17 protein-coding genes, 2 tRNA genes and 1 pseudogene are annotated in these 19,987 nt (G+C 48.6%); 7 read left to right on the top strand and 13 right to left on the bottom strand.

Translation table 11 applies throughout. The annotated features are described in order from the left end of the window. The first annotated feature begins 146 nt into the window (after positions 1–146). Together NG665_RS03620 and NG665_RS03615 are read left to right on the top strand one after the other, a co-directional pair. The gene (locus tag NG665_RS03620; protein WP_252673924.1) at positions 147–1,919 is read left to right on the top strand and encodes an ABC transporter ATP-binding protein; all 1,773 of its coding nucleotides are present in this window, start codon (positions 147–149) and stop codon (positions 1,917–1,919) included. Then, entirely contained in the window at positions 1,919–3,709 is a 1,791-nt protein-coding gene (locus tag NG665_RS03615) for an ABC transporter ATP-binding protein (protein WP_252673923.1), read from the top strand. The genes NG665_RS03620 and NG665_RS03615 overlap by 1 nt, the downstream gene beginning before the upstream one ends. Here NG665_RS03615 and NG665_RS03610 read toward each other — a convergent pair. From NG665_RS03610 to NG665_RS03600, 3 genes are read right to left on the bottom strand one after another with little or no spacing between them, the layout of a single operon-like run. Then, positions 3,687–4,400, bottom strand: a complete 714-nt coding sequence (locus NG665_RS03610) for an HAD hydrolase-like protein (protein ID WP_252673922.1) — start codon at positions 4,398–4,400, stop codon at positions 3,687–3,689. The two genes, NG665_RS03615 and NG665_RS03610, sit on opposite strands and share 23 nt — an antisense overlap. A gap of 17 nt (positions 4,401–4,417) precedes the next feature. Beyond that, a complete protein-coding gene (locus NG665_RS03605) occupies positions 4,418–5,038 on the bottom strand; it encodes an L-threonylcarbamoyladenylate synthase (RefSeq protein ID WP_252673921.1) in 621 nt (206 codons plus the stop codon). A 24-nt stretch (positions 5,039–5,062) separates the two neighbouring features. Beyond that, entirely contained in the window at positions 5,063–5,668 is a 606-nt protein-coding gene (locus tag NG665_RS03600) for a hypothetical protein (protein WP_252673920.1), read from the bottom strand. 53 nt (positions 5,669–5,721) lie between these two features. Between NG665_RS03600 and NG665_RS03595 the strand changes: the two genes are divergently transcribed. Further along, a complete protein-coding gene (locus tag NG665_RS03595; protein ID WP_252673919.1) occupies positions 5,722–6,051 on the top strand; it encodes a hypothetical protein in 330 nt (109 codons plus the stop codon). A 31-nt stretch (positions 6,052–6,082) separates the two neighbouring features. Here NG665_RS03595 and NG665_RS03590 read toward each other — a convergent pair whose 3' ends face one another. Further along, positions 6,083–6,589, bottom strand: a complete 507-nt coding sequence (locus NG665_RS03590) for a DUF3145 domain-containing protein (protein ID WP_252673918.1) — start codon at positions 6,587–6,589, stop codon at positions 6,083–6,085. A gap of 103 nt (positions 6,590–6,692) precedes the next feature. Then, on the bottom strand, positions 6,693–7,637 hold the full coding sequence (locus tag NG665_RS03585) for a TIGR01777 family oxidoreductase (RefSeq protein ID WP_252673917.1): 945 nt from the start codon (positions 7,635–7,637) through the stop codon (positions 6,693–6,695). A 187-nt stretch (positions 7,638–7,824) separates the two neighbouring features. On the opposite strand from NG665_RS03585, the gene NG665_RS03580 reads away from it, so the two are divergent. Continuing rightward, positions 7,825–8,586, top strand: a complete 762-nt coding sequence (locus NG665_RS03580; RefSeq protein WP_252673916.1) for a CDP-alcohol phosphatidyltransferase family protein — start codon at positions 7,825–7,827, stop codon at positions 8,584–8,586. Between the two features lie 1,391 nt (positions 8,587–9,977). On the opposite strand, the pseudogene NG665_RS03575 reads toward NG665_RS03580, so the two are convergent. Beyond that, a pseudogene (locus NG665_RS03575) lies at positions 9,978–11,086 on the bottom strand (IS1249 family transposase). Positions 11,087–11,751: 665 nt separating this feature from the next. On the opposite strand from NG665_RS03575, the gene NG665_RS03570 reads away from it, so the two are divergent. Both NG665_RS03570 and NG665_RS03565 read left to right on the top strand, forming a co-directional pair. Beyond that, on the top strand, positions 11,752–12,636 hold the full coding sequence (locus NG665_RS03570; protein WP_252673915.1) for a transposase: 885 nt from the start codon (positions 11,752–11,754) through the stop codon (positions 12,634–12,636). 29 nt (positions 12,637–12,665) lie between these two features. Further along, the gene (locus tag NG665_RS03565) at positions 12,666–13,061 is read left to right on the top strand and encodes a transposase (RefSeq protein WP_252673914.1); all 396 of its coding nucleotides are present in this window, start codon (positions 12,666–12,668) and stop codon (positions 13,059–13,061) included. Between the two features lie 533 nt (positions 13,062–13,594). Here the strand turns inward: NG665_RS03565 and NG665_RS03560 are convergent. The 5 genes from NG665_RS03560 to NG665_RS03540 form a co-directional block, all read right to left on the bottom strand. Further along, positions 13,595–13,669 (bottom strand) — tRNA-Asn (locus NG665_RS03560). A 118-nt stretch (positions 13,670–13,787) separates the two neighbouring features. Then, complete coding sequence (locus NG665_RS03555) at positions 13,788–14,282, bottom strand: hypothetical protein (protein WP_252673913.1); 495 nt, start codon at positions 14,280–14,282, stop codon at positions 13,788–13,790. Beyond that, entirely contained in the window at positions 14,276–14,515 is a 240-nt protein-coding gene (locus tag NG665_RS03550) for a hypothetical protein (protein ID WP_252673912.1), read from the bottom strand. Before NG665_RS03550 ends, NG665_RS03555 begins: the two co-directional genes overlap by 7 nt. Before the next feature lie 9 nt (positions 14,516–14,524). Further along, the gene (locus NG665_RS03545) at positions 14,525–15,073 is read right to left on the bottom strand and encodes a PKD domain-containing protein (RefSeq protein WP_252673911.1); all 549 of its coding nucleotides are present in this window, start codon (positions 15,071–15,073) and stop codon (positions 14,525–14,527) included. Positions 15,074–15,306: 233 nt separating this feature from the next. Further along, positions 15,307–15,924, bottom strand: a complete 618-nt coding sequence (locus tag NG665_RS03540; RefSeq protein ID WP_252673910.1) for a DUF6318 family protein — start codon at positions 15,922–15,924, stop codon at positions 15,307–15,309. 486 nt (positions 15,925–16,410) lie between these two features. Here NG665_RS03540 and NG665_RS03535 point away from each other — a divergent pair, with 486 nt between their 5' ends. Then, complete coding sequence (locus NG665_RS03535; protein ID WP_252673909.1) at positions 16,411–17,721, top strand: ISL3 family transposase; 1,311 nt, start codon at positions 16,411–16,413, stop codon at positions 17,719–17,721. A gap of 87 nt (positions 17,722–17,808) precedes the next feature. Here NG665_RS03535 and NG665_RS03530 read toward each other — a convergent pair. Both NG665_RS03530 and dnaG read right to left on the bottom strand, forming a co-directional pair. Further along, positions 17,809–17,882 (bottom strand) — tRNA-Ile (locus NG665_RS03530). A 64-nt stretch (positions 17,883–17,946) separates the two neighbouring features. Further along, a complete protein-coding gene (gene dnaG / locus NG665_RS03525; RefSeq protein WP_252673908.1) occupies positions 17,947–19,917 on the bottom strand; it encodes a DNA primase in 1,971 nt (656 codons plus the stop codon). Between the last annotated feature and the right edge of the window lie 70 nt (positions 19,918–19,987).

The raw sequence follows: 19,987 nt of genomic DNA, 5'->3' as shown, positions 1-19,987 counted from the left end.
GTAATCTGTTTTTACCCTTATATCCCTAGGTATTCATTGCGACTGTGGGGCGATCAGCTCATAGCTGATCGCCCCACGTGCTTTGAGCATGACCGAGATCTACAAGCAGAGTAGCCTATAAAAGATAGGTGAAAATAGGAGGACTCGTGACGCTCATTCGATTGGTATGGCGATACTTGCACGATAAGAAACGACTTTTGGCATTGATCGTCATACTTCAGTTCGGCCAAGTGCTATTGAGTCTGTTGTTGCCAAATCTCAATGCTCACATTATCGATGATGGCATTATCGCTGGAAACACCACCTATATTTGGCGAACTGGCTTGCTGATGCTGGGGGTCTCCCTCGCCCAAATCATCTGCGTGGTCGGCGCGATGTATATTGGCACTCGCACTGCGATGAACCTCGGCCGCGAACTGCGCTCAGACGCTTTTCGCCATGTGCAAGGCTTTGCCGCAACTGAGCAACACAGTTTTGGCGCCTCAACGTTGATCACCCGTGCTACAAACGACATCACACAGATTCAAAGTATTGTGCTTAATTCCTTCGCCATTCTTATTATGGCGCCTTTGCTCGGCATCGGTGGCATCGTCATGGCAGTTCTCGAAGATGCCCAACTCTCGTTGCTGTTGTTGATCGTTGTTCCGCTCCTATCTGTGTTGATTATTGGCACTATGAAGGCGATGATTCCGCGCTCGGTGCTTCAGCAAAAACGCATAGATCGGATTAATACGCTCTTGCGCGAACAGCTTATCGGAGTGCGTGTTATTCGAGCATTTACTCAAGAAAAAACGATCGCGGAAAAATTCGATCAGGCGAATCGTGACTTGCGTGATGTTTGGCTCCAGATCGGGTTATTGTGGGCATTTCTTATGCCCACTGCGCAACTAGTTGTAGGCATCTCCTCAGTTGGAGTCATCTGGTTTGGTGGACATCGGATTGCCGACGGTTTGATGAACGTCGGGGCGCTGACCGCCTATATTTCCTATCTGATGATGATTATGGGTGCGGTGTTGATGTCTGGCTTTATGGTGATGATGTTTCCCCGTAGTCAGGTATCAGCGGGCCGCCTCCAAGAAATTTTCGATACCCGCTCCTCTATCACTTCACCAGCTACTGCACTGCCATTCCCGGCACGCCCGCGCGCCTATCGGCTCCACGATGTCGCATTGAAGTATCCGGGCGCAGAGCGCGCAGTGCTAACTAATATCGATATCGAGATCCGCCCGGGCACTACGGTTGCTCTTATTGGATCAACAGGGTCCGGTAAATCGTCGATTTTGCGACTTCTCCCCCGCCTAATGGATCCGACTTCTGGAACGATTTCGCTTAACGACGTCGATATCCGCGATCTTGATCTTGGACAGTTGCGTTCTAGTATCGCGTTTGTTCCACAAAAATCCTTCCTATTTTCTGGCACGATTGCTAGCAATGTTGCCGGTATTGGGCGCGAGAGTAACAATATCGATGTTGATCGTGTCCGCCAGGCCTTGCATGCTGCCCAGGCATGGGAATTCGTTTCACAGTTAGAGGGAGGAATCCATGCAACTGTTGAGTCTGGCGGGGTGAATTTTTCTGGTGGACAACGCCAGCGCCTTGCTATTGCCCGGGCGCTCTATCGGTGTTTGCCTGACCAGTCCGGGCAACGAAACGCAGATTTCATTATTTTCGACGATTCATTTTCTGCTCTCGATAACACCACTGATGCCCGGTTACGCCACGCTTTATCGTCTTATATTGGTGATGTTGCGGTGCTTATCGTTGGCCAGCGGGTATCTACTATCCGCAACGCCGATATTATCCATGTGCTCGATGGCGGCACAATCGTCGGATCTGGTACCCACGATGAGCTTGTGGCCCAAAACGCTACCTATCAAGAGATCGTGGCGTCACAAATGAGTCAAGAGGAGGCCAAGTAATGGCACAGCGCGGTTCGTTAGATGACACCACTCGCGATATGAAGGGCTCGTTGTTACGTCTAGCTCAGCTATTTCGCCCGGAACGGCTACGGATTATCGGCGTCGTCATTCTTACTCTCGTGGGCACACTTGCGATGCTCTTGACGCCGAAGCTTTTAGGAGATGCAACCAATATCGTTGTCGATGGTGTTTCCCACGATGGCGTTAATTTCACTGCCCTGGCTCATTTGGCGTTGGTTATTATTGGCCTATACGCTATGCATGCAGTCGCTAATGTTACCGGTGGTGCGCTGGCACGAATTGCCGTGCAAAATCTTGGCTCACGATTGCGCCGAGATGCGCAAGAAAAAATTGATCGACTTCCGCTGGCCTATGTTGACCGTCAAGCTCGCGGTGATTTACTCTCCCGGGTAACAAACGATATCGATAATATCGTCCAAACTCTAATGCAGACTCTCGGGCAGACTATCTATGCCATTTATATGGTTATTGGCGTGCTGTCGATGATGTTTTATCTGTCATGGACTTTAGCGCTGTGGTCACTGTTCGTCGTGCCCATAGGCATGGTTGTGGTGGCTCGAATCCTCAAGCGTTCTAAACCAGCGTTTCGTGAACAGTGGAAACGAACCGGTGATGTTTCGACGATTGTTGAGCAGACTTTTACCGGTCACGATGTTGTGCTTGCTTATGGCATGGAATCAGATATTAATGAGTCCTTTGATCGGGCAAACGAGAAACTTTTCCGGGCAGGATTTCGCGGTTTCTTCCTCTCGATGCTCGCCCAACCGATTATGGGACTGGTATCTAACTTGTCCTTTGTTGTGATCGCCGTCGTGGGTGGATTCCAAGTGCTCAACGGCACGTTGTCTATAGGTGGGATCCAAGCATTCATTCAATATTCACGTCAGTTAAATAATCCGGTGGCTATGATTGCTTCAGTGGCGAATATGTTACAGTCTTCTGCCGCATCGAGTGAACGTCTTTTTGATTTCCTTGACACTCCAGATATTCCTGCCGACTCCGATAATCAGCTCCAGCCTTTCAGCGGTGATGGCACAATCATCTTCCGTGATGTTGAGTTCGGCTACGAGCCAGGTAAAACAGTTATCAAGGGATTAAATCTTACGATCGAGCGCGGCAGCCAGATTGCTATCGTTGGTCCCACTGGTGCCGGAAAAACCACTTTAGTTAATCTGCTCATGCGTTTTTATGATATTGACTCTGGTTCGATTCGGATTGACGACGTCGATATTCGCGATTATTCGCGGCGTTCGTTACGCTCGCGCACGGGTATGGTTTTGCAAGATACTTGGCTTTTCGATGGGACGATTGAAGAAAACATCGCCTTTGGTGCACAAGGGGCTCAGCACGATGACGTCGTGGCCGCTGCACAAGCTACCGGCGTAGATCACTTGATTCGTCAGTTACCTGACGGCTATTTGACCCATATCGATGACGAGGACGGAAATTTATCAAGTGGTGAAAAGCAGCTGATTACCATCGCACGCGCTTACCTATCTGATCCCGATATTTTGATTCTCGATGAGGCTACCTCCTCAGTTGATACACGTACCGAAATGCTCGTTCAGCGCGCTATGGGAGAGTTGCGTGCGGGACGAACCTCGTTTGTGATCGCTCATCGTCTTTCTACTATTCGTGATGCAGATCTTATTCTGGTGATGGTTGATGGTAACGTGGTTGAACAGGGCAACCATAGCGAGCTGATGGCTGCTGGTGGGGCCTACTATGATCTCTACCAGGCGCAGTTTACAGGCTCACAAGAAGACTAGTAAGCTCCTCAATCGTGTGTACATGACGCCAGGCGTTGGCGTGTTCTTGTGCTGAGCCTTCGCCCCAGTCCACAAGAATCGTACGAATTCCGTGAACAGCAGCACCATCAGTGTCGAAATCACGATCCCCTACCATCACCACGTCAGTACGCGTTTGGCGCTCATCCCACCGGGTACCGAGGGGCATCACCGGGTATCGGTTACCGGCGTCAAGAAGCTGTGCTTGTTCAAGTAAAGTTAAGGCACGGTCAACTACCTGATGTTTATGTGTGCGCCCGGTTGCGGTCTCTGATCCCGCGATAGCATCGAAAAAGTGATCGATGCCGGTTATCGACAAAATTTCGCGCGCGGATTCTTCTCCTTTGGTGGTCGCTGTGACAGTGGCCAGACCGTGGGCTTTCACATCCGATAACAGTTTCGGTATGCCGGCGAAGAGCGCAGTAGTTTCCATGATCGCATGATAGTGCTGGCGATAATCATCGATATAGTCATCGATTTTTTCGGGTGGGACACCTAGGTCAGCGAATGTGTCTTCCAGAGGCGGCCCCACATAGCGCGAGAAGGCGTGATCGGGCCAATCACCGCCAGTGTTACGGCGCATCACTCCTGCAATTGTCTTTTTAATCAAGTCAGCAGAGTCAGTCAGTGTACCATCAACATCGAATAAAACTGCTCGAAGAGCACCTGCCATAAGTGTCTGTTCTTTCTTTAGTTGAACATGGATGTGTCGCCGGCACCTTGCCGAGCAATCGTCATTCCGCCGTCACTCATATCGATAACGGTTGTTGGGCCAGCTTCTCCTACTGGACCTTCTATCACGACGTCGATGGCATTACCAAGAATATCAGCAATCTCCCAGCCTTGATTCATTGGTTCTTCTTCACCGGGCAAGATAAGAGTAGAAGAAAGCAAGGGTTGGCCTAAGGACGATACGATAGCCTGAGTGATTGTGTGATCTGGAATGCGCACCCCTACTGTTGCTTTCTTAGGATTGAGCGTCATTCGCGGAACTTCTTTGGTGCCTTTGAGAATGAACGTGTAGGGACCTGGCGTTAATGACTTGACTAATCGGAAAACTGAATTATCAACGATAACAAGCTGGCCTAGTTGCGCAAAGTCATGGCACAACAAGGTGAAATGATGTTTATCGCCCACCTGGCGAATACGCCGGATACGCTCTAGTCCATCTTTATTAGCCATCGTGCAGGCGATCGCATAACCAGAATCGGTTGGCAGCGCAATAACTTCGCCTCGACGCAATCGATCAACTACTTTGTCAATGAGTCGTTGTTGTGGATCTTGGGGATGGATATCAACATACCATGCCATCTAACATACGCCTTCTTTCGACTACTAGATCAGCTGAGCAAGTTCTTCTTTGAGGTCCATAACATCATGGTCGTGAGCAAAGCGCTCCTCGAGATAGCTTACAAAGCGTTGTGCGTCACTGAGTTTACCACTGGCAATCGCGGCTTTAGTCAACGCGATTCCAACACCTGCAATATGTTCTTGGGAATTCCATCGTCCCATTCCGATCTGCATAGCGGTATCTGGATAACCAGCGTCGAGGAGTAAGGAAATCCCCTGCTCTAGCGCCAAACCGGTCTCTTCTCTGCCGGCAGCAACTTCAATTTGATGTACGGCTGCTTCTAGATCGTCGTCGAGGGAAAGGCGCGCAAGCTGAATCAATGGATACCATGCGCGTGAATCTGAGGCTAAGTCTTCAGATAGTGCCCATAAAATAAGTTTAATTGGCGATGTATGTGGTTCATCTTCATCGGCAGTAAGCGGATCTACAGTGGGACGCGACTGCCCGAGAGCCCAAATAATTGAGATGAGTTCTTCGAAAGCTGCCCGATCGTTAGGATCGGCAGCCAGGGCAATTCGAAGTTCTCCGGCTCGATCAACGAGCGGAGAGGATTCATCGGCGAGTTGCTGAATGAGATCTATAAAAGCCATAGCTACAGCCTATAGTATTTACGGTAGATAGTTAATGTTTTTCGGGAGTAAAAATGGATGATGTCAAACCTCAAGATCTAGCACTGGCTCAAATCCGGGTTGCGTTACACGATATTGCCCCTGAAATCCCCGATGAGGAGATCATAGCTTCTGCTTCGCTACGCACCGATTTAAGCCTCGATGAAGTGAGCGTGTGGGCGCTGATCACAAACGTGGAGATGCTAGCAAAGAAACATATCAAGGACGCCCACATACCTAAGATTTCCACAGTTGCAGATCTTATCGACCTCATCGCTGACGAACCACATCACGCACCGAAGGAGGAGACGCGCGATATTGCCTCAGCGGCAGCTGACCTTGCTTCGCTCTTTAATCAGCGCTAGGCGCTGCTGAGTCAGAGAGTGAAACTTCCGATCAGCCTACCCGATGGAGCCAACGGACCGGTGCCCCAGCTCCAGCGTAACGAAATACTTCGAGTTCTTCGTCCCAGGCACTACCCAAGGCGATATCGAGCATTCGTTTCATTTCCACCGGATCGTCACCTGCTTGTTCAAGTGCAGCACGCACCCGATTTTCAGGGACGACGACGTTGCCCAACAGGTCGGTTTGAGCGTAGAAAATACCTAAACCAGGAGTGCACGACCAGCGTCCGCCGTCGGAAATGGGCGAAGCTTCTTCGGTAATTTCAAATCTTAAATGTTCCCAACCGCCAAGTGCGGAAGCCATCGCAGCGCCCATCCCAACTTCGCCAGTCCACAGAACTTCACCGCGATTCATCGACGGGACAGCAGGCTGGGCGGTCCATTCAAAATGAACCGGGTATCCAAGCACGCTTCCAACCGCCCATTCAACATGTGGTTGAACAGCCGGTGTAACTGAGTGGATAAATATGACACCACGAGTAGTGTATTTTTTCTTCACCGTGACCTCCTCATGTAGGTGAAATTCCCCGTAACACCTATAGTGAGATCACTAGCTACTTACACTATGCCATACACAGCACCTAACATGCTATCGATATGCCCTAGTTGTGCGCTTGAGGCAAAACCTGAGCAAAAATTTCAGGCACAGTTTCCGCCGTGAAACTAAAACCGGCGTCGAGTAACACTTGGGGATATACCCGCTGCGAAGCCATCACAGTTTCTCCAATGGCATATGGGAAGAGCTTTGCTAAGGGCCTAAGTGGAGCACGCAAAAAACTTGGGCGATGAAGATGCTGAGCAAGTAACTTGTGCCATTGCCGATTGCGCACAGGATCCGGGCACGCCATATTAACCGGCCCGTGAATGTTCGCTTTACTCACAAGAAACAACACAGCGCGCGCATAATCAATCAGTGAAATCGTCGACATCCACATATTCCCATCTGAAAGTTGGGCACCCAAACCGAGCCGATATAAGTTACTAAGCGCTCCGAGGAGCCCGCCGTCGTCGTCCATCACTAAACTCGTCCGCAACGCAATAGTTCGCACACCAAAATCTTCTTCACACCTATATGCTTCGCGCTCCCACTCCTGACAAAGTTGCGCAAGAAAACCAGAACCTGGCCCGTCGGCTTCGGTCAGTATTTCGTCATCCGAAAATGGGCCGTAATAGCCAATCGCACTGCCAGAAATGAAACACCGCGGACGCTGACCGTGGCTCAACCTGCCGATCGCTGTAACGATTGTGCGCACCGAATCGATCCGCGAATCGCGTAAGACCTCTTTGTAGTGTTCAGTCCAAATTTTGCCGATCAATGGAGCGCCATTCAAACACACCACTGCAGCGCTTTGAGCTAAAACTGATTCATCGAGCTTGCCCTGCCTTGGTTCCCACAACACATCCGTGCAATGTTGTGGGCGCTCTTGCGGATATGAGCGTACCAAGCGAATCACGTCATACCCCACATGGATGGCGGCTTTGACGATCATCGAGCCAATAAAACCGGTAGCTCCAGCAATTACCAAGGTGGGACGTTGTACACTCATAGTGGCGACATTACCAGTCGAATCACCGTTTCTCACACGGTTATTAGGACCCGATCGCGAACAATGACATATTTGTCCGGACAATTTTTCGGACGTATTAGAATAAAATCGTAAAAATTAACCTGTTTACGTGCAGTATTCAGGTAGGATAACACATGGTGACCGTCGACTAACCAACGGAGAAAAAGTGAAAGAAACCGTGCAACGTCCATATCCGATCTCACGTTATGTGATGGCCTGGGCAGTCCATGCCTTTACGATGACCGGGGTTATTTGGGTAATCCTTGCAACGCGTGCCTTGATGCTGGGCGAGTATAAAATGATGTGGCTGTGGCTTGGTATCGCACTCGTCGTCGATGCAGCAGACGGGCCAATGGCACGAAAAGTGAAGATCACTGAAGTTATTCCGTGGTTCTCCGGTGTCATGATGGATAATATCGTTGACTATATGAGCTGGACCTTGATTCCGGTCATCTTCATGTCCCAAGTTCTACCATTTGGCGGCGAAACCTTCGGTATTATTGCTGCAGCTTTGGCTGCCATGTCTTCTATGTTCTGCTACGCAAATACGCGAATGAAGTCTACTGATTGGTACTTCGTAGGTTTCCCTGCCGCGTGGAACGTCGTGAGCATCATTTTATGGCTATTTGGAACCAACATGATCTTTAATTGGATCGTTGTTTTGACGTTTTCAATTCTGGCTCTGATTCCGTGGAAATGGATCCATCCATTCCGCGTCAAGCATCTACGTATGCTAAATGCTCTCGCTGCTGTTATCTGGGTGGCTTCTACAGCGATCTGGGTGGGTTTTTACCCAGCTGCTCCACTCGCCCTAACCATTCCATGGTGGATCTCTGGCCTGTGGCTACTAGTTGTTGGCGCTATCCGCACCTGGCGCGATCGGCCAGATCCAGAGGCTCTTGCAGAGGCGCAAAATCGTAGCCGCTGAGGTTTTGGGTTGAGACTGCAGTTTGGGCTAGGGGTTGCAGGTTTTGGGCTTAGCCACTGTGGTTTTGGTCTTACTCGCTGTGGTTTGGGTCTTACCTACGGAGGTCTGGGCTTAGGGCCAAGGCAATTCCATAGCTCAACTTTTCACTCCACATTCACCATTGAGATTATCTGCCGGACTTTATAGTCGGGAATTGCTCGCATTATTGAGATTATCTGCCAGACTTTATAGTCGGGAATTGCTCAAGTTATTCAGATTATTGATGCTTCGCATTTTAGCAAGGAGTGGCGAATAAAAGCGGTGGAAGTAGAATCAAGAATGACGTGGGATCAAAAATCTGACTCTACTTCCACCTCTTCGTATCCTACCATAAACATTTCTCGTCAAGTAAATTTTGAAATATGCGTATTTTGGTTTCACCATCGCGTGTATTACTCAAATCTCCAATGCGTTATGGTGGCATGGATACGCTAAAAGATGCGTTTTAACCCAGTTCATTGATAAACGTGAGTGTATGGAAAGCATGAGTGCGTGGGCGACAACATATTTTTAGCCGCTTTCTATATTAGCTCAGCTTTACTACCAACCAATCCTTCCGAATCTTGGTTCAACTGCCAAGCAATCCTTCCGAATCTCAGTTCAACTGCCAAGCAATCCTTCCGAATCTCAGTTCAACTGCCAAGCAATCCTTCCAAATTCCATACTAGCTCTCTTGCTCCTTCATGAACTCCGCAGTCTTCTTCATGGATTCCGCAGTCTTCTTCATGGATTCCGCTATTTTCTCCATAAACTCCACTCTAACTCGCTAATATCTCATCCAAACATCACCTGCTACTGGCTGTCGCCCTCGATAAACCCATTCCAACTATTGTTCATCCTGAATTCAGCCTCGATAAGACTATAAGTTGTGCCGAAACCGGGGTATTTGGGGCGATGTCCCCATATACGGGGACATCGCCCCAAATACCCCGGTTTTGCGACAAGTAAACCTCACCACCAACCCTGAAAAACCGACATTTTAGAATAGAATCAGGTTCGTTTGGCCGGCTACGATTACTTAAATAGATTGTTGAGAGTAGGCAGGCAGGCTAAAAGGTGTTGATGGGCTTATTGACCAGATTGTGCTGTTTTTCGGACTACTTTTCTGGCTGTAGCAGTCAATAATGGCTATGATATGGCGGCCAGGATGACCGGCTGTCTGGACGAGATGCTCAGAAGTGGGAAAGAAAGGTAAGAAAGGTGGGTTGCACCCCACCCATGGACCAGCAATCAGAATTCAGATTAAACACCAAAGCCTCAGGTTCTGGGAACTACCATGCAGGCTAACTACCACATCAGTGCACTACCCACACCGGCAAATTGGACTATAGGACAAAATGTGTTGCTGGGGGTTAGTCCCAGGTGTTGTGGTAGGGGGTTGTGTAGTGTAGCTCGCTCCAGACTATAGCGTCTCCCCATTGGGGTATTTGGTTTGTTTGGTGTTCGAGGCGAGCAGCGTGCCAAGCATTGTTGATCTGACGGTCTGTTGGCATGGTCTGGAGGATTTGCGCTGGGGATAAAGGGTGCTCCGTATGCATGTAACACCACCAGAAAATTGCTTTAATTCTCCTCGTTAAACACATTCCTCGATGCTGGTAGAGCATATAGCGCAAGGAAGCGTTAACCCCTCCTTCAATACGATTATTCATTGAGGGGATCGATACTTGCCATACCGGGTCACAAAAGGTGAACAGTAGTCCTTGTTTGATGAGTTTGTTCAGCATTTTACGTGCTTTGACCAGACGTTGATGAGTGTAGCACCAGCCAGTTGGAGTGAGAGTTTTCTCGTTAAGGAAATCTTCCCAGTCACTAGCCCATTGAACATATTTCGTTATCCAGGTAATAGCTTGTTCTTTGTTAACAACACGGATAAGTTCTTTTCCTAAATCGTATAGTTCGATAGAAGCTTGAAGCTTAGGCCGAGTAGTTGTTGCTTGCTTGATTTGGGTAAACACATGGAAAGTACAGCGTTGATGCCGTGTTGTTGGCCAGGTAAGTCGTAACGCTTTAGCAAAACCACTACCCCATCACTGACCACAACCCGTGCAGGAGCGATACGTTGCAATAAAGCGCTCCAGGCCCGGGTAGTTTCCCGTCGGGCTACATACCATCCCAGGACATAATTTTGACTACAAGCAATTAACACCACCGCTTGACGCCCTAAATAAATCCCGTCAACAAAAACAACATCATGAACCTCGTCAACCACAGGACTAAGCGGCCAGATAGACCATAAATCTTTACAGCGTCGACGAAATGATCTGCCGTGCCCAGGCATGTCTCGTTGCCTTTGACCGCTTAACAGCCATCGAAGGAACTCTTGTAAATGCTTAGCAGTCGAATCAATACTGTTTAAAGATCTCACCCCACACGCTTTACACCGCCAACGCTGCCGTCCCCGGCTCGTACGACCATGACGAATCATTTTACTGCTACATATAGGACATAAAGAAGTGTTCATACAATGAACACAACACCAACAAACTAAAACACGCACTTTCACGCGCTACAACAACGAAAACCCGCCCGTCCAGCAACACATTTTGTCCAACCACTTAGTTGACCCCAACAAACTAAAACACGCACTTTCACGCGCTACAACAACGAAAACCAAACACAACAACAACACTCAATGTCCAATAGCCCGGCAAATTCAACTGGTGACTCCGCACCAACATCTTCCTCTAACCAGATTTAAACTCGAAGGGCTAATTTGTCTGCAAAATGTCTCTAATCGACGCTGGTCAGTTTTGCGATCGGTATTTGCCTCTAGTTTGCTTTCCACGCACGTAACACGTTCTAGTGGGCTATTCTCGCATACATAAGAGTAGTTTTGGGCATAAAAAATGCGCACCCCATTGTGCGCCTTCTTATGAGCATTGCTCTTTACCATGTGCGGGAATCGATTGCGTAATCGACATCTTTTGCCCGAGCTTCAACGATGAGTGCATTTGAGGTTTCGCGTGCACGGAATAGGTTCTTGAACTTCTTCATTTTTTCACCTCCTGCTGGCTAGTTTTCTTCTCTTACATGTCTTAGTCTACGCTGATTTAGGCTAATTTGGCTCTTCGCGTTTTAGCGGGGTGTGGAGATGCAGAAGTGGTGAAGGTAGTTCATGCTTAGAGTGTGAATCAAAAACTTGAACGTACCTTCACCGCTTATGATCCTACCGTAATTCTTGCTCGGCTTGTGAGTTTGAAAGATATTCGCGTCTTGGCGTATCACCGTCATGGCTCTCAACAGGAAATCGAAATTGAACAAGTCCTTAAGAGACCAACATGCCCACGTTGTGAAAGTCTTGCACGCGTTAAAGAAAGGCCAAGAGTACGGTATATAGATTTACCTGTCTATGGTCGGTCTATGAGCTTGTTATGGCGTAAGCACCGCTGGTATTGTCCAAACGTTGCATGTGATGTTGGTTCATGGACAAGTCAAGATAAACGTATTGCTGCTCAACGTTGCCAGATGACTACCAGGGCAGCTAAATGGGCGACCCAGCAAGTAGGCATGGGACGAACAATTAGCGAAGTCGCAGCTGAACTTGGTTGTTCTTGGCACACAGTCAATGATGCAGTAACTATGTATGGTCAAGTGTTACTACAAGCAGACCGTAAGCGTTTAAACAAGACTCACGCAATCGGGCTTGATGAAACAAGTTTCGTTCGCATACAAGGACACCGCACAAGTTATGTCACTACGGTATGTGACGTCGAGCATCATCAAATCATTGATATTATCCCAAGCTGTAACTACATAGACGTAGCCCGCTATTTAAAAGACCAGCCCAACGCTTGGAAAGCACGAATCCGCTATGCCACTTTAGACATGAGCCCAACATACCGTGCTGTGTATAACGTGGTATTACCCCAGGCAACTCAAATAGCTGATCATTTCCATGTGATTACGTTAGCCAATCGTGTGTTAGATACTGTACGTAGACGCGTACAAAATCAGACCTTGGGACACCGTGGGCATAAAAAGATCCTTTATACAAGATTCGGCGTTTACTGACATATGGTAGTGAAAAACTACTGCCAGCAATGGTCCAGCGTCTAGAAAGCATGCTTGTGTTAGGAGATCCTCACGCTGAAGTAGCGATTGCGTATCGGATAAAAGAACGCTTACGAGAGTTTTATCAGCAAACAGATCTTGGTGTTGCGACCACCATGCTTGCAGAATTGATACAAACATGCCTGGATGTGGCTATGCCCCCAGAAATTCAGCAGCTAGGACGCACGCTACAACGATGGCAGCTTCAAATCTTGGCGTATCATCAAACGCATCTTTCTAATTCCATCACCGAGGCGTTAAACAATCTCATCAAACGTATTAAACGTATCGGATTTGGGTTCACGAATTTCAACAACTATCGCATTCGTGCATTACTGTATGCCGGTAAACCTAACTGGAGACTGCTGCATAATATCTTCGTGTAACCTGTTTACCAGTGAGAAGATCACAAGGCATTTTCTATCATCGAGTGTTGCTCGCACTAACACCAACGGGTTAACAAAGACAATGTATGTTGCTTACTTTTATATAGTTATTCCGGGCCACTAAAAATCTCATCACCACCACATTAACGCCAACGAAAACACAGCTGCTAACTTTAAAATCACTACACCAGCACCTGATACTAGGCCAGTAAACCCACCGAGTAACAACGTTTCACCCCGCTAAAACGCGAAGAGCCGCTAATTTCCAGCTTTCGTACTATAAGTGTGAGCTATCGATCGATACTAGCGCACATGGTTGCGAGCCGAGCAGATTCTATGCTGGGCTATTGTTGCAACAATGCATTATTTTATCGGCACGCCAGAGGTTACGGAATATTTTAACGAACCGTTAGTGACAGTTCGTGCATCTCGTAGCGCATCTTTTGCGAGAATAGCGTGGCTGGGGCAAACGCGGGTGAATCTATGCTCCATCATAGCGAAAACGCCTAGCTTGTATGCTAGGCGTTTTATTCTGGCTCCCGCAGCTGGACTCGAACCAGCAACCCTTCGATTAACAGTCGAATGCTCTGCCATTGAGCTATGCGGGAAGGCGACTCCAAAAACTATAGACGGTGTTTATTCTGGATGCAAATTCAAAATCGCAATTTAGCCCATTTTGTAAGGTCCATCACAAAGCGAACAGGAGTTTTTGTTGCTATACCGCGATTAGCTCTCTAGGCCGACCATATCTCGTAACTCAGTTTCGAGCTGGTTTAACGCTGGCAAATCGGTTGCCAGAGGTTCGTGGTCGACGATAATTTGAATGAAGAGAGTTTCATCTGCGCGTCTGCGTACTTGTCCCCTGGCAACGCCTCCTGAGGGCAGATCGGCGAAACCTTGACAGACGATCGATCGCTCAACTCGCTCGTGAATCATTGTCAGCATCGAATCGTTAGCATCGCTGCCAAGTTTGATCGCTATAGGTTCGGTTCCGGGTTCGACGAAGGTCATCGAAAGAATACGTGTATCTTCATCCCAGGATGCGGTCTCGAACTCATACCATTCATATATTTGCCGTTGCCCATCAGACGAGACTAGAGCCATCTCTGTGGTCCATGCAGCTATCCATTTTTCCTCATCTCCAGCAATTTTGCTCGCGGTAGCCGGCATGACTCCTGCAGAGTTTTTAAGGAAATGGGGATAATTTTTCTTACCTAGCATTCACTTACTCCATGGAAATGGTCGCTGACGGTTGTTACTGGCATCATGTCTCCAGAAGTCGATCGAGCAAAGTTTTGCCCGGCATAGACTCCTAAAACAAGGAGAACGAGACCTGCTATCAGCGCATAGAAGAAATACCTTTTTTGAGCTGCTTTCAAGGCCTTGAGCTCTTCGGGGGATAATTTTGCCGACGTATCTTCGGCTTTCTCTGGGGGATTATTTTTTGCGTCCACGATTGTAGTTTAGCGCGAATTGTAAGTGAGAACTGCTCGAGCTTCGTTGACGACTAATTCCTGGCCTAAAACACGCGTATAACCAATTCCTGGCACTGGTACCCAGCTTCCTGACGGTAATTGCGCGATGGCTGACCATGTAACAGTCACAGCCGGCTGATAGGTGCCACTGCGCTGGTAAGCGTGGCGTACTTGACCATCTGGCCAGATCCCGCCAGCTGAGGCTGTTTTTTGTTCCTCGCCATCACCAAAATCCCAGTGATACGACGTCGGCGTGAGCTTGATTGAGATGCTATGACCAGCTACATTGAGCGCGGCGCTATGACTAGCTGCCGTGCTAGAGAAATAGGTTTCTTTGTTGAGAAGGAGAGCTACATTCGCTGGTTGATTTTGTAGCTGGCCACCATTAATTACCGCGCTGGCTTGGTCTTTGAATGCTTCGGAAATTTCTGCTAGTGATGGGGAATTATCAGGATCTTCAGCGCATATCTGGTCACGTTGCCGTTCGAGTTCAGCAAGATTTCCTAAACCAAATCCAATTGGGATACCTTCTGGCATCGGGACTCGGGCACAAAAATCCGCCAGTGTATAACTCGGTGGCACAAAAATGGGTTCAACAAAATCGGCTATCGGTTCTGTTCTATCAGCTCCTTCGGATACAGAACCCAAATAGTCTGAAGATCCTTCGACATACACTGAATCCGCGATTATCTGATTCCTCCAGCTATCAACTTCATCCGACGATCGACTGAACGGAATCGTTAACACGAGTATTCCGACGAGGTACCCCTTCACCCTATACCTCCAGTAAAGCCCTCAGGTCGCCCAATCTGGAATCGTGTCACAAGCCAGTTTTCCTTCTTTTCCAATGAGACAACGACATGGTATTTTTCATCAGTTACACTTTCGTCACCTTCTGAAAGATGTTGTACTACACCAGTACGCTCAACAAGAAATTGTATTTCATACTTGGCCTGGCTCTCATCAACTATCCCATTAACTTGTTCAAGAAATGCTATATCCCCATCGATCCAAGCACCGCTTTTATTTCGTCGCTCGGTGGAGGCTAAAACTTCCTGACAGAATTCACACTCTGGTGCGGAATAGCGTTGCCAATACGAAACATCACCAGTTTTCAACATATACGGATACGTCTGTACAAAATGTCGTGCGACGATAATTGCATCATTGCGATTATCACCCGTCAATTCTGGATCTACCAATGGTTCAACAACAGGACGAGGCGGAATCTTATACCCGCTATCCTTTTCTGCGCTCGAGTGCGCCGGATCTACTGGCATTGGCTGATCCATAGTCTCGCTGCTCGACGAACAACCACCAAGAACAACTATCAGTGATAACACTACACCGGCGAAACGAGCCTTTGATGAAAGATTTACCTTATACATGACGCAAATGTATCAAACTCTGGTCACAATTCAAGAAAGTTATCCACAATCTTTCCTGCCAACTGAGACTGGTTTAGCTATGTGACGTAATCCACCGCTTGGTAACCTGCTTCTCTCTCCCAAATAAGACCTCAAGCCGTTCCAAAACCGGGGTATACGGGGCGATAGGCCCATATATGGGGACATCACCCCGTATTCCCCAGTTTCGAGACAGAGTACTCTGGTTTCTTGATGATCGAGCTCGTTTCTCGGCAGATGTGTCACGTAAAAAACAGCTATTGCAGTGGCCTGTGCCCCGAGGGCAGACCTGAATAACGGCACAAACCCAACTCGAAGTTCTAAAGGCTAGGAACTGGATTAAACCCGCAACTTCGCGAAACCGCAAACCTCAAAAGCGGACAAATGGAGCGAGACATCAAACCGGCTCTTCGGATTTTGGCGGGGTTAGGGGATGTGAAAGTGGTGAAGATAGTTCATGCTTAGAGTGTGAGCAAAAAACCTGAAACTATCTTCACCAGTTCTGATCCTAACGTAATCGTGGCTCGTTTGCTGAGTTTAAAAGATGTTGTGCCTGTGGCTTATCATCGTCACGGACCACACCAGTCAATCGAGATCGAGCAAGATCTTAACACCGTGGTGTGTCCTCGATGCAAGGTACGGGCACGAGTCAAGGATAGGCCACGAGTTCCTTATATCGATCTGCCCGTTTACGGACGCCCCATGGGTTTGATCTGGCGTAAACACCGCTGGTATTGTCCTAACCATCAATGCGATATGGGGTCATGGACAAGCCAGGACAAACGCATTGCTAGTAGACACTGTCGGTTAACGACCAGGGCAGCTAAATGGGCGACCAGGCAAGTAGGAATGGGACGGACAATAAGTGAAGTCGCTGCCGAGCTGGGCTGTGATTGGCACACGATTAACCATACCGTGACCGTCTACGGGCAGGCCTTACTTGATGCTGATCGTAAACGTTTATCTCAAACTCCTGCAATCGGTCTTGACGAGACAAGTTTCGTTCGTTTGAACAAACGCCCTACCCAATATGTGACCACGCTATGCGATGTAGCCAACCACCAGATCATTGATATTATTCCAAGCCGTAACTATGTTGAGGTTGCCCGTTTCCTTCACCGCTTCCCTACCTATTGGAAACAAGGAATCAGCTATGCCACACTCGATATGAGCCCGGCCTACCGGGCTGTTTTCAACGTGGTCACACCACACGCTACCCAAGTCGCTGACCACTTCCACGTCATCACATTAGCTAACCGAGCCCTTGATCGTGTACGCCGGCGTGTTCAACAACAAACACTTGGACACCGCGGACGAAAAACCGACCCGCTCTACCGTATAAGACGCCAACTTGTCTACGGACAAGAAAAACTCACCGATAAAACACAACATCGGATCGAATCACTTTTACGCTTAGGAGACCCTCATGGTGAAGTCGCTATCGCTTACCGTGTCAAAGAACGCCTCCGAAATTTCTACGCTCAAGACAACATCACCACCGCTCAAACCATGCTTGATCAACTCATCAACCACACCAGCCAGGACTTCATGCCCCAAGAAATCCAACAACTTAGCCGAACACTTAAAAACTGGTATCACCAGATCCTGGCCTACCACCACGCCCGCCTATCGAACTCGATCACCGAAGCCATGAACAACCTCATCAAACGCATCAAAAGAATCGGCTACGGATTTACCAACTTCACCAACTACCGCATCAGATGCCTCCTCTACGCAGGCAAACCCAACTGGCGACTCCTCAACACAATCTACCCCTAACCCCGCCAAAATCCGAAGAGCCATCAAACCTCAAAACAAAGAAAATCCTCCGACACAGACGAGCCTATGCCGGAGGAGATCCTGCTGTGCCCCCGGCAGGACTTGAACCCGCGACCAAAGAATTATGAGTTCCCTGCTCTAACCAGCTGAGCTACAGGGGCAACGAACACCATCGTACCGAAAAGAAGCGTTCAGGAACAATTAGAGTGCCAAAAACTTTACACATCACACACCGTTGACTGCGTCGTAAGCCCGCCTATGTTCTTCCAACTTCATCAATGTTTCGAACAAATATTCTTGTTGCGGTGAATCAGCGCTCAACGTATTCATCTCACGTCGTACATCCGCTATCTGCTGAGTGATTCCTTGCCGGATCAACGAAATAATAATGCCACGAACATAGCGCCATGATTCATCACCACTACGCTCTGGTAACGGTTCTACAGTAAGTTGGCGAATCGCACCACGCACAACATCATCGGCATGAGACTCAACTTCTTCGATAAACCATGAACTTGCCCGTATCGAAGCTGCATTCTTGTCCATTCCGCTTCCAGTTAGCTCCCGGAACTTTTGATCATAAGCTCCAACTCCGCCCGCAGCCGATAGTGCGTCAAAAATACTTTGATGTATCGGAATCCTAAATGTTCGAGAAGGAATACGATCCGCATGGGCACCCAATGCAAGCCCAGGCAATTGCAACATTACTTCCAGCGCTTGACGTTCCACCAGCGCAACTGGGTCACGTAAAGTATCACGTGATTGCAACACCGGAGTTGGAGGTATCGTATCCTCATGCGATTGTTGCCCGGGCAGACGTGGATTTCTTCCTGCCTGGCGTACACTGTCTCGCACTAAGGCTTCATCTAGGCCAAGCCAACCAGCTAGTTGGCGAGAATATTCCGATTGCAAAACGCGATCACGAATATGGGCAACTACTGGTGCAGCGGCCGAAAGTCCAGCTGCCCTGCCCTCAACAGTGTTTAGTGGTAGCTGATCAAGCATCGAACGGATAGCAAATTCAAACAAGGGACGCCGCTCAGCAATGAGTTGCCGCACCGCTTCATCTCCCCCTGCTAACCGCAATTCACACGGGTCCATGCCATCTGCTGAGACTGCTACGAATGTTTGTGCGGCGAAACTTTGATCTTCTTGGAACGCACGCAACGCAGCCTTTCGTCCTGCAGCATCGCCGTCGAAGGTGAAAATGACTTCGCCACCAAAAGCCCGGCCGTTACTCATCATTACTCCGGCTGCTGGATTAGCTGAATCCCCTAAGAGACGCCGGACGATCTTGACATGTTCGCTACCAAACGCAGTACCACAAGTAGCAACAGCATTCGTTACTCCTGCCAAGTGCGCCGCCATCACATCGGTATATCCTTCAACAACAACAATTGCGCGTTGTTCGGCAATCGACTTTTTGGCCACGTCAAGACCGTAGAGCACTCCCGATTTCTTATAAATCATGGTCTCTGGTGTATTGAGATATTTCGGCCCTTGGTCCGAATCAAGAAGTTTACGGGCGCCGAATCCGATAGGGTCACCTGTGATTGAGCGGATTGGCCACATGACGCGACCGCGGAACCGATCGTAGAGGCCACGTGTTTTTTGTGTGGCAAGACCAGAGGCTAAAATTTCTTTGTCAGTAAAACCACGACGACGAAGTTCAGTCAGTACCCCGTCCCATGAGTCAGGAGAATATCCGATACGAAAATCTGCAATCGTTTGCGGGCTAAATCCTCGGGCAGCTAGCATGTCACGAGCTGGTTTGCCTGCTTCAGTAGCCAGTTGTTGAATATAGAATTCCTCGGCAACCCGATGGGCATCAATTAACCGCGAGCGCGTAACATCGCGTGGCCTGTTCTCGTCCCGGCCACCGTGTTGAGATTCTTCATATTCGATTGTTACTCCTGCTTTTCGGGCTAGGAGTTCGATAGCTTCGACAAAGGATACGTGCTCAATACGTTCGATGAACGATATTGCGTCTCCGCCTTCGCCACAGCCGAAACAGTGCCAACGGTTGACGTGTGGACGAACATGGAAGGAGGGTGTTTTCTCATCATGGAATGGGCACAATCCTTTCATTGAGCCAACTCCAGCATTTTTGAGCGTGACATACTCTCCGACGACGTCTTCGATGCGTGTTTTATCACGCACATCGTCAATCACTGATCGTTTTATCATCGCGCCCATGGTTTATATATTAGCGCTCGATGCCCAAACTTAACAGCCCCATACATTCTGCCTATTGGCAGTGTGCACG

Origin of the sequence: Arcanobacterium pinnipediorum, assembly GCF_023973165.1 — a bacterium.
Classification (GTDB): domain Bacteria; phylum Actinomycetota; class Actinomycetes; order Actinomycetales; family Actinomycetaceae; genus Arcanobacterium; species Arcanobacterium pinnipediorum.
This window is presented reverse-complemented; position numbering and strand designations above follow the sequence as displayed.

What these genes read in the sequence shown, in the direction of transcription:
- NG665_RS03540 (WP_252673910.1), bottom strand. Translation starts at nt 15,924, where the DNA reads ATGTATAAGGTAAATCTTTCATCAAAGGCTCGTTTCGCCGGTGTAGTG.
- NG665_RS03595 (WP_252673919.1), top strand. Translation starts at nt 5,722, where the DNA reads ATGGATGATGTCAAACCTCAAGATCTAGCACTGGCTCAAATCCGGGTT.
- NG665_RS03585 (WP_252673917.1), bottom strand. Translation starts at nt 7,637, where the DNA reads ATGAGTGTACAACGTCCCACCTTGGTAATTGCTGGAGCTACCGGTTTT.
- dnaG (WP_252673908.1), bottom strand. Translation starts at nt 19,917, where the DNA reads ATGGGCGCGATGATAAAACGATCAGTGATTGACGATGTGCGTGATAAA.
- NG665_RS03605 (WP_252673921.1), bottom strand. Translation starts at nt 5,038, where the DNA reads ATGGCATGGTATGTTGATATCCATCCCCAAGATCCACAACAACGACTC.
- NG665_RS03555 (WP_252673913.1), bottom strand. Translation starts at nt 14,282, where the DNA reads ATGCTAGGTAAGAAAAATTATCCCCATTTCCTTAAAAACTCTGCAGGA.
- NG665_RS03600 (WP_252673920.1), bottom strand. Translation starts at nt 5,668, where the DNA reads ATGGCTTTTATAGATCTCATTCAGCAACTCGCCGATGAATCCTCTCCG.
- NG665_RS03610 (WP_252673922.1), bottom strand. Translation starts at nt 4,400, where the DNA reads ATGGCAGGTGCTCTTCGAGCAGTTTTATTCGATGTTGATGGTACACTG.
- NG665_RS03565 (WP_252673914.1), top strand. Translation starts at nt 12,666, where the DNA reads ATGGTCCAGCGTCTAGAAAGCATGCTTGTGTTAGGAGATCCTCACGCT.
- NG665_RS03615 (WP_252673923.1), top strand. Translation starts at nt 1,919, where the DNA reads ATGGCACAGCGCGGTTCGTTAGATGACACCACTCGCGATATGAAGGGC.
- NG665_RS03545 (WP_252673911.1), bottom strand. Translation starts at nt 15,073, where the DNA reads ATGCCAGAAGGTATCCCAATTGGATTTGGTTTAGGAAATCTTGCTGAA.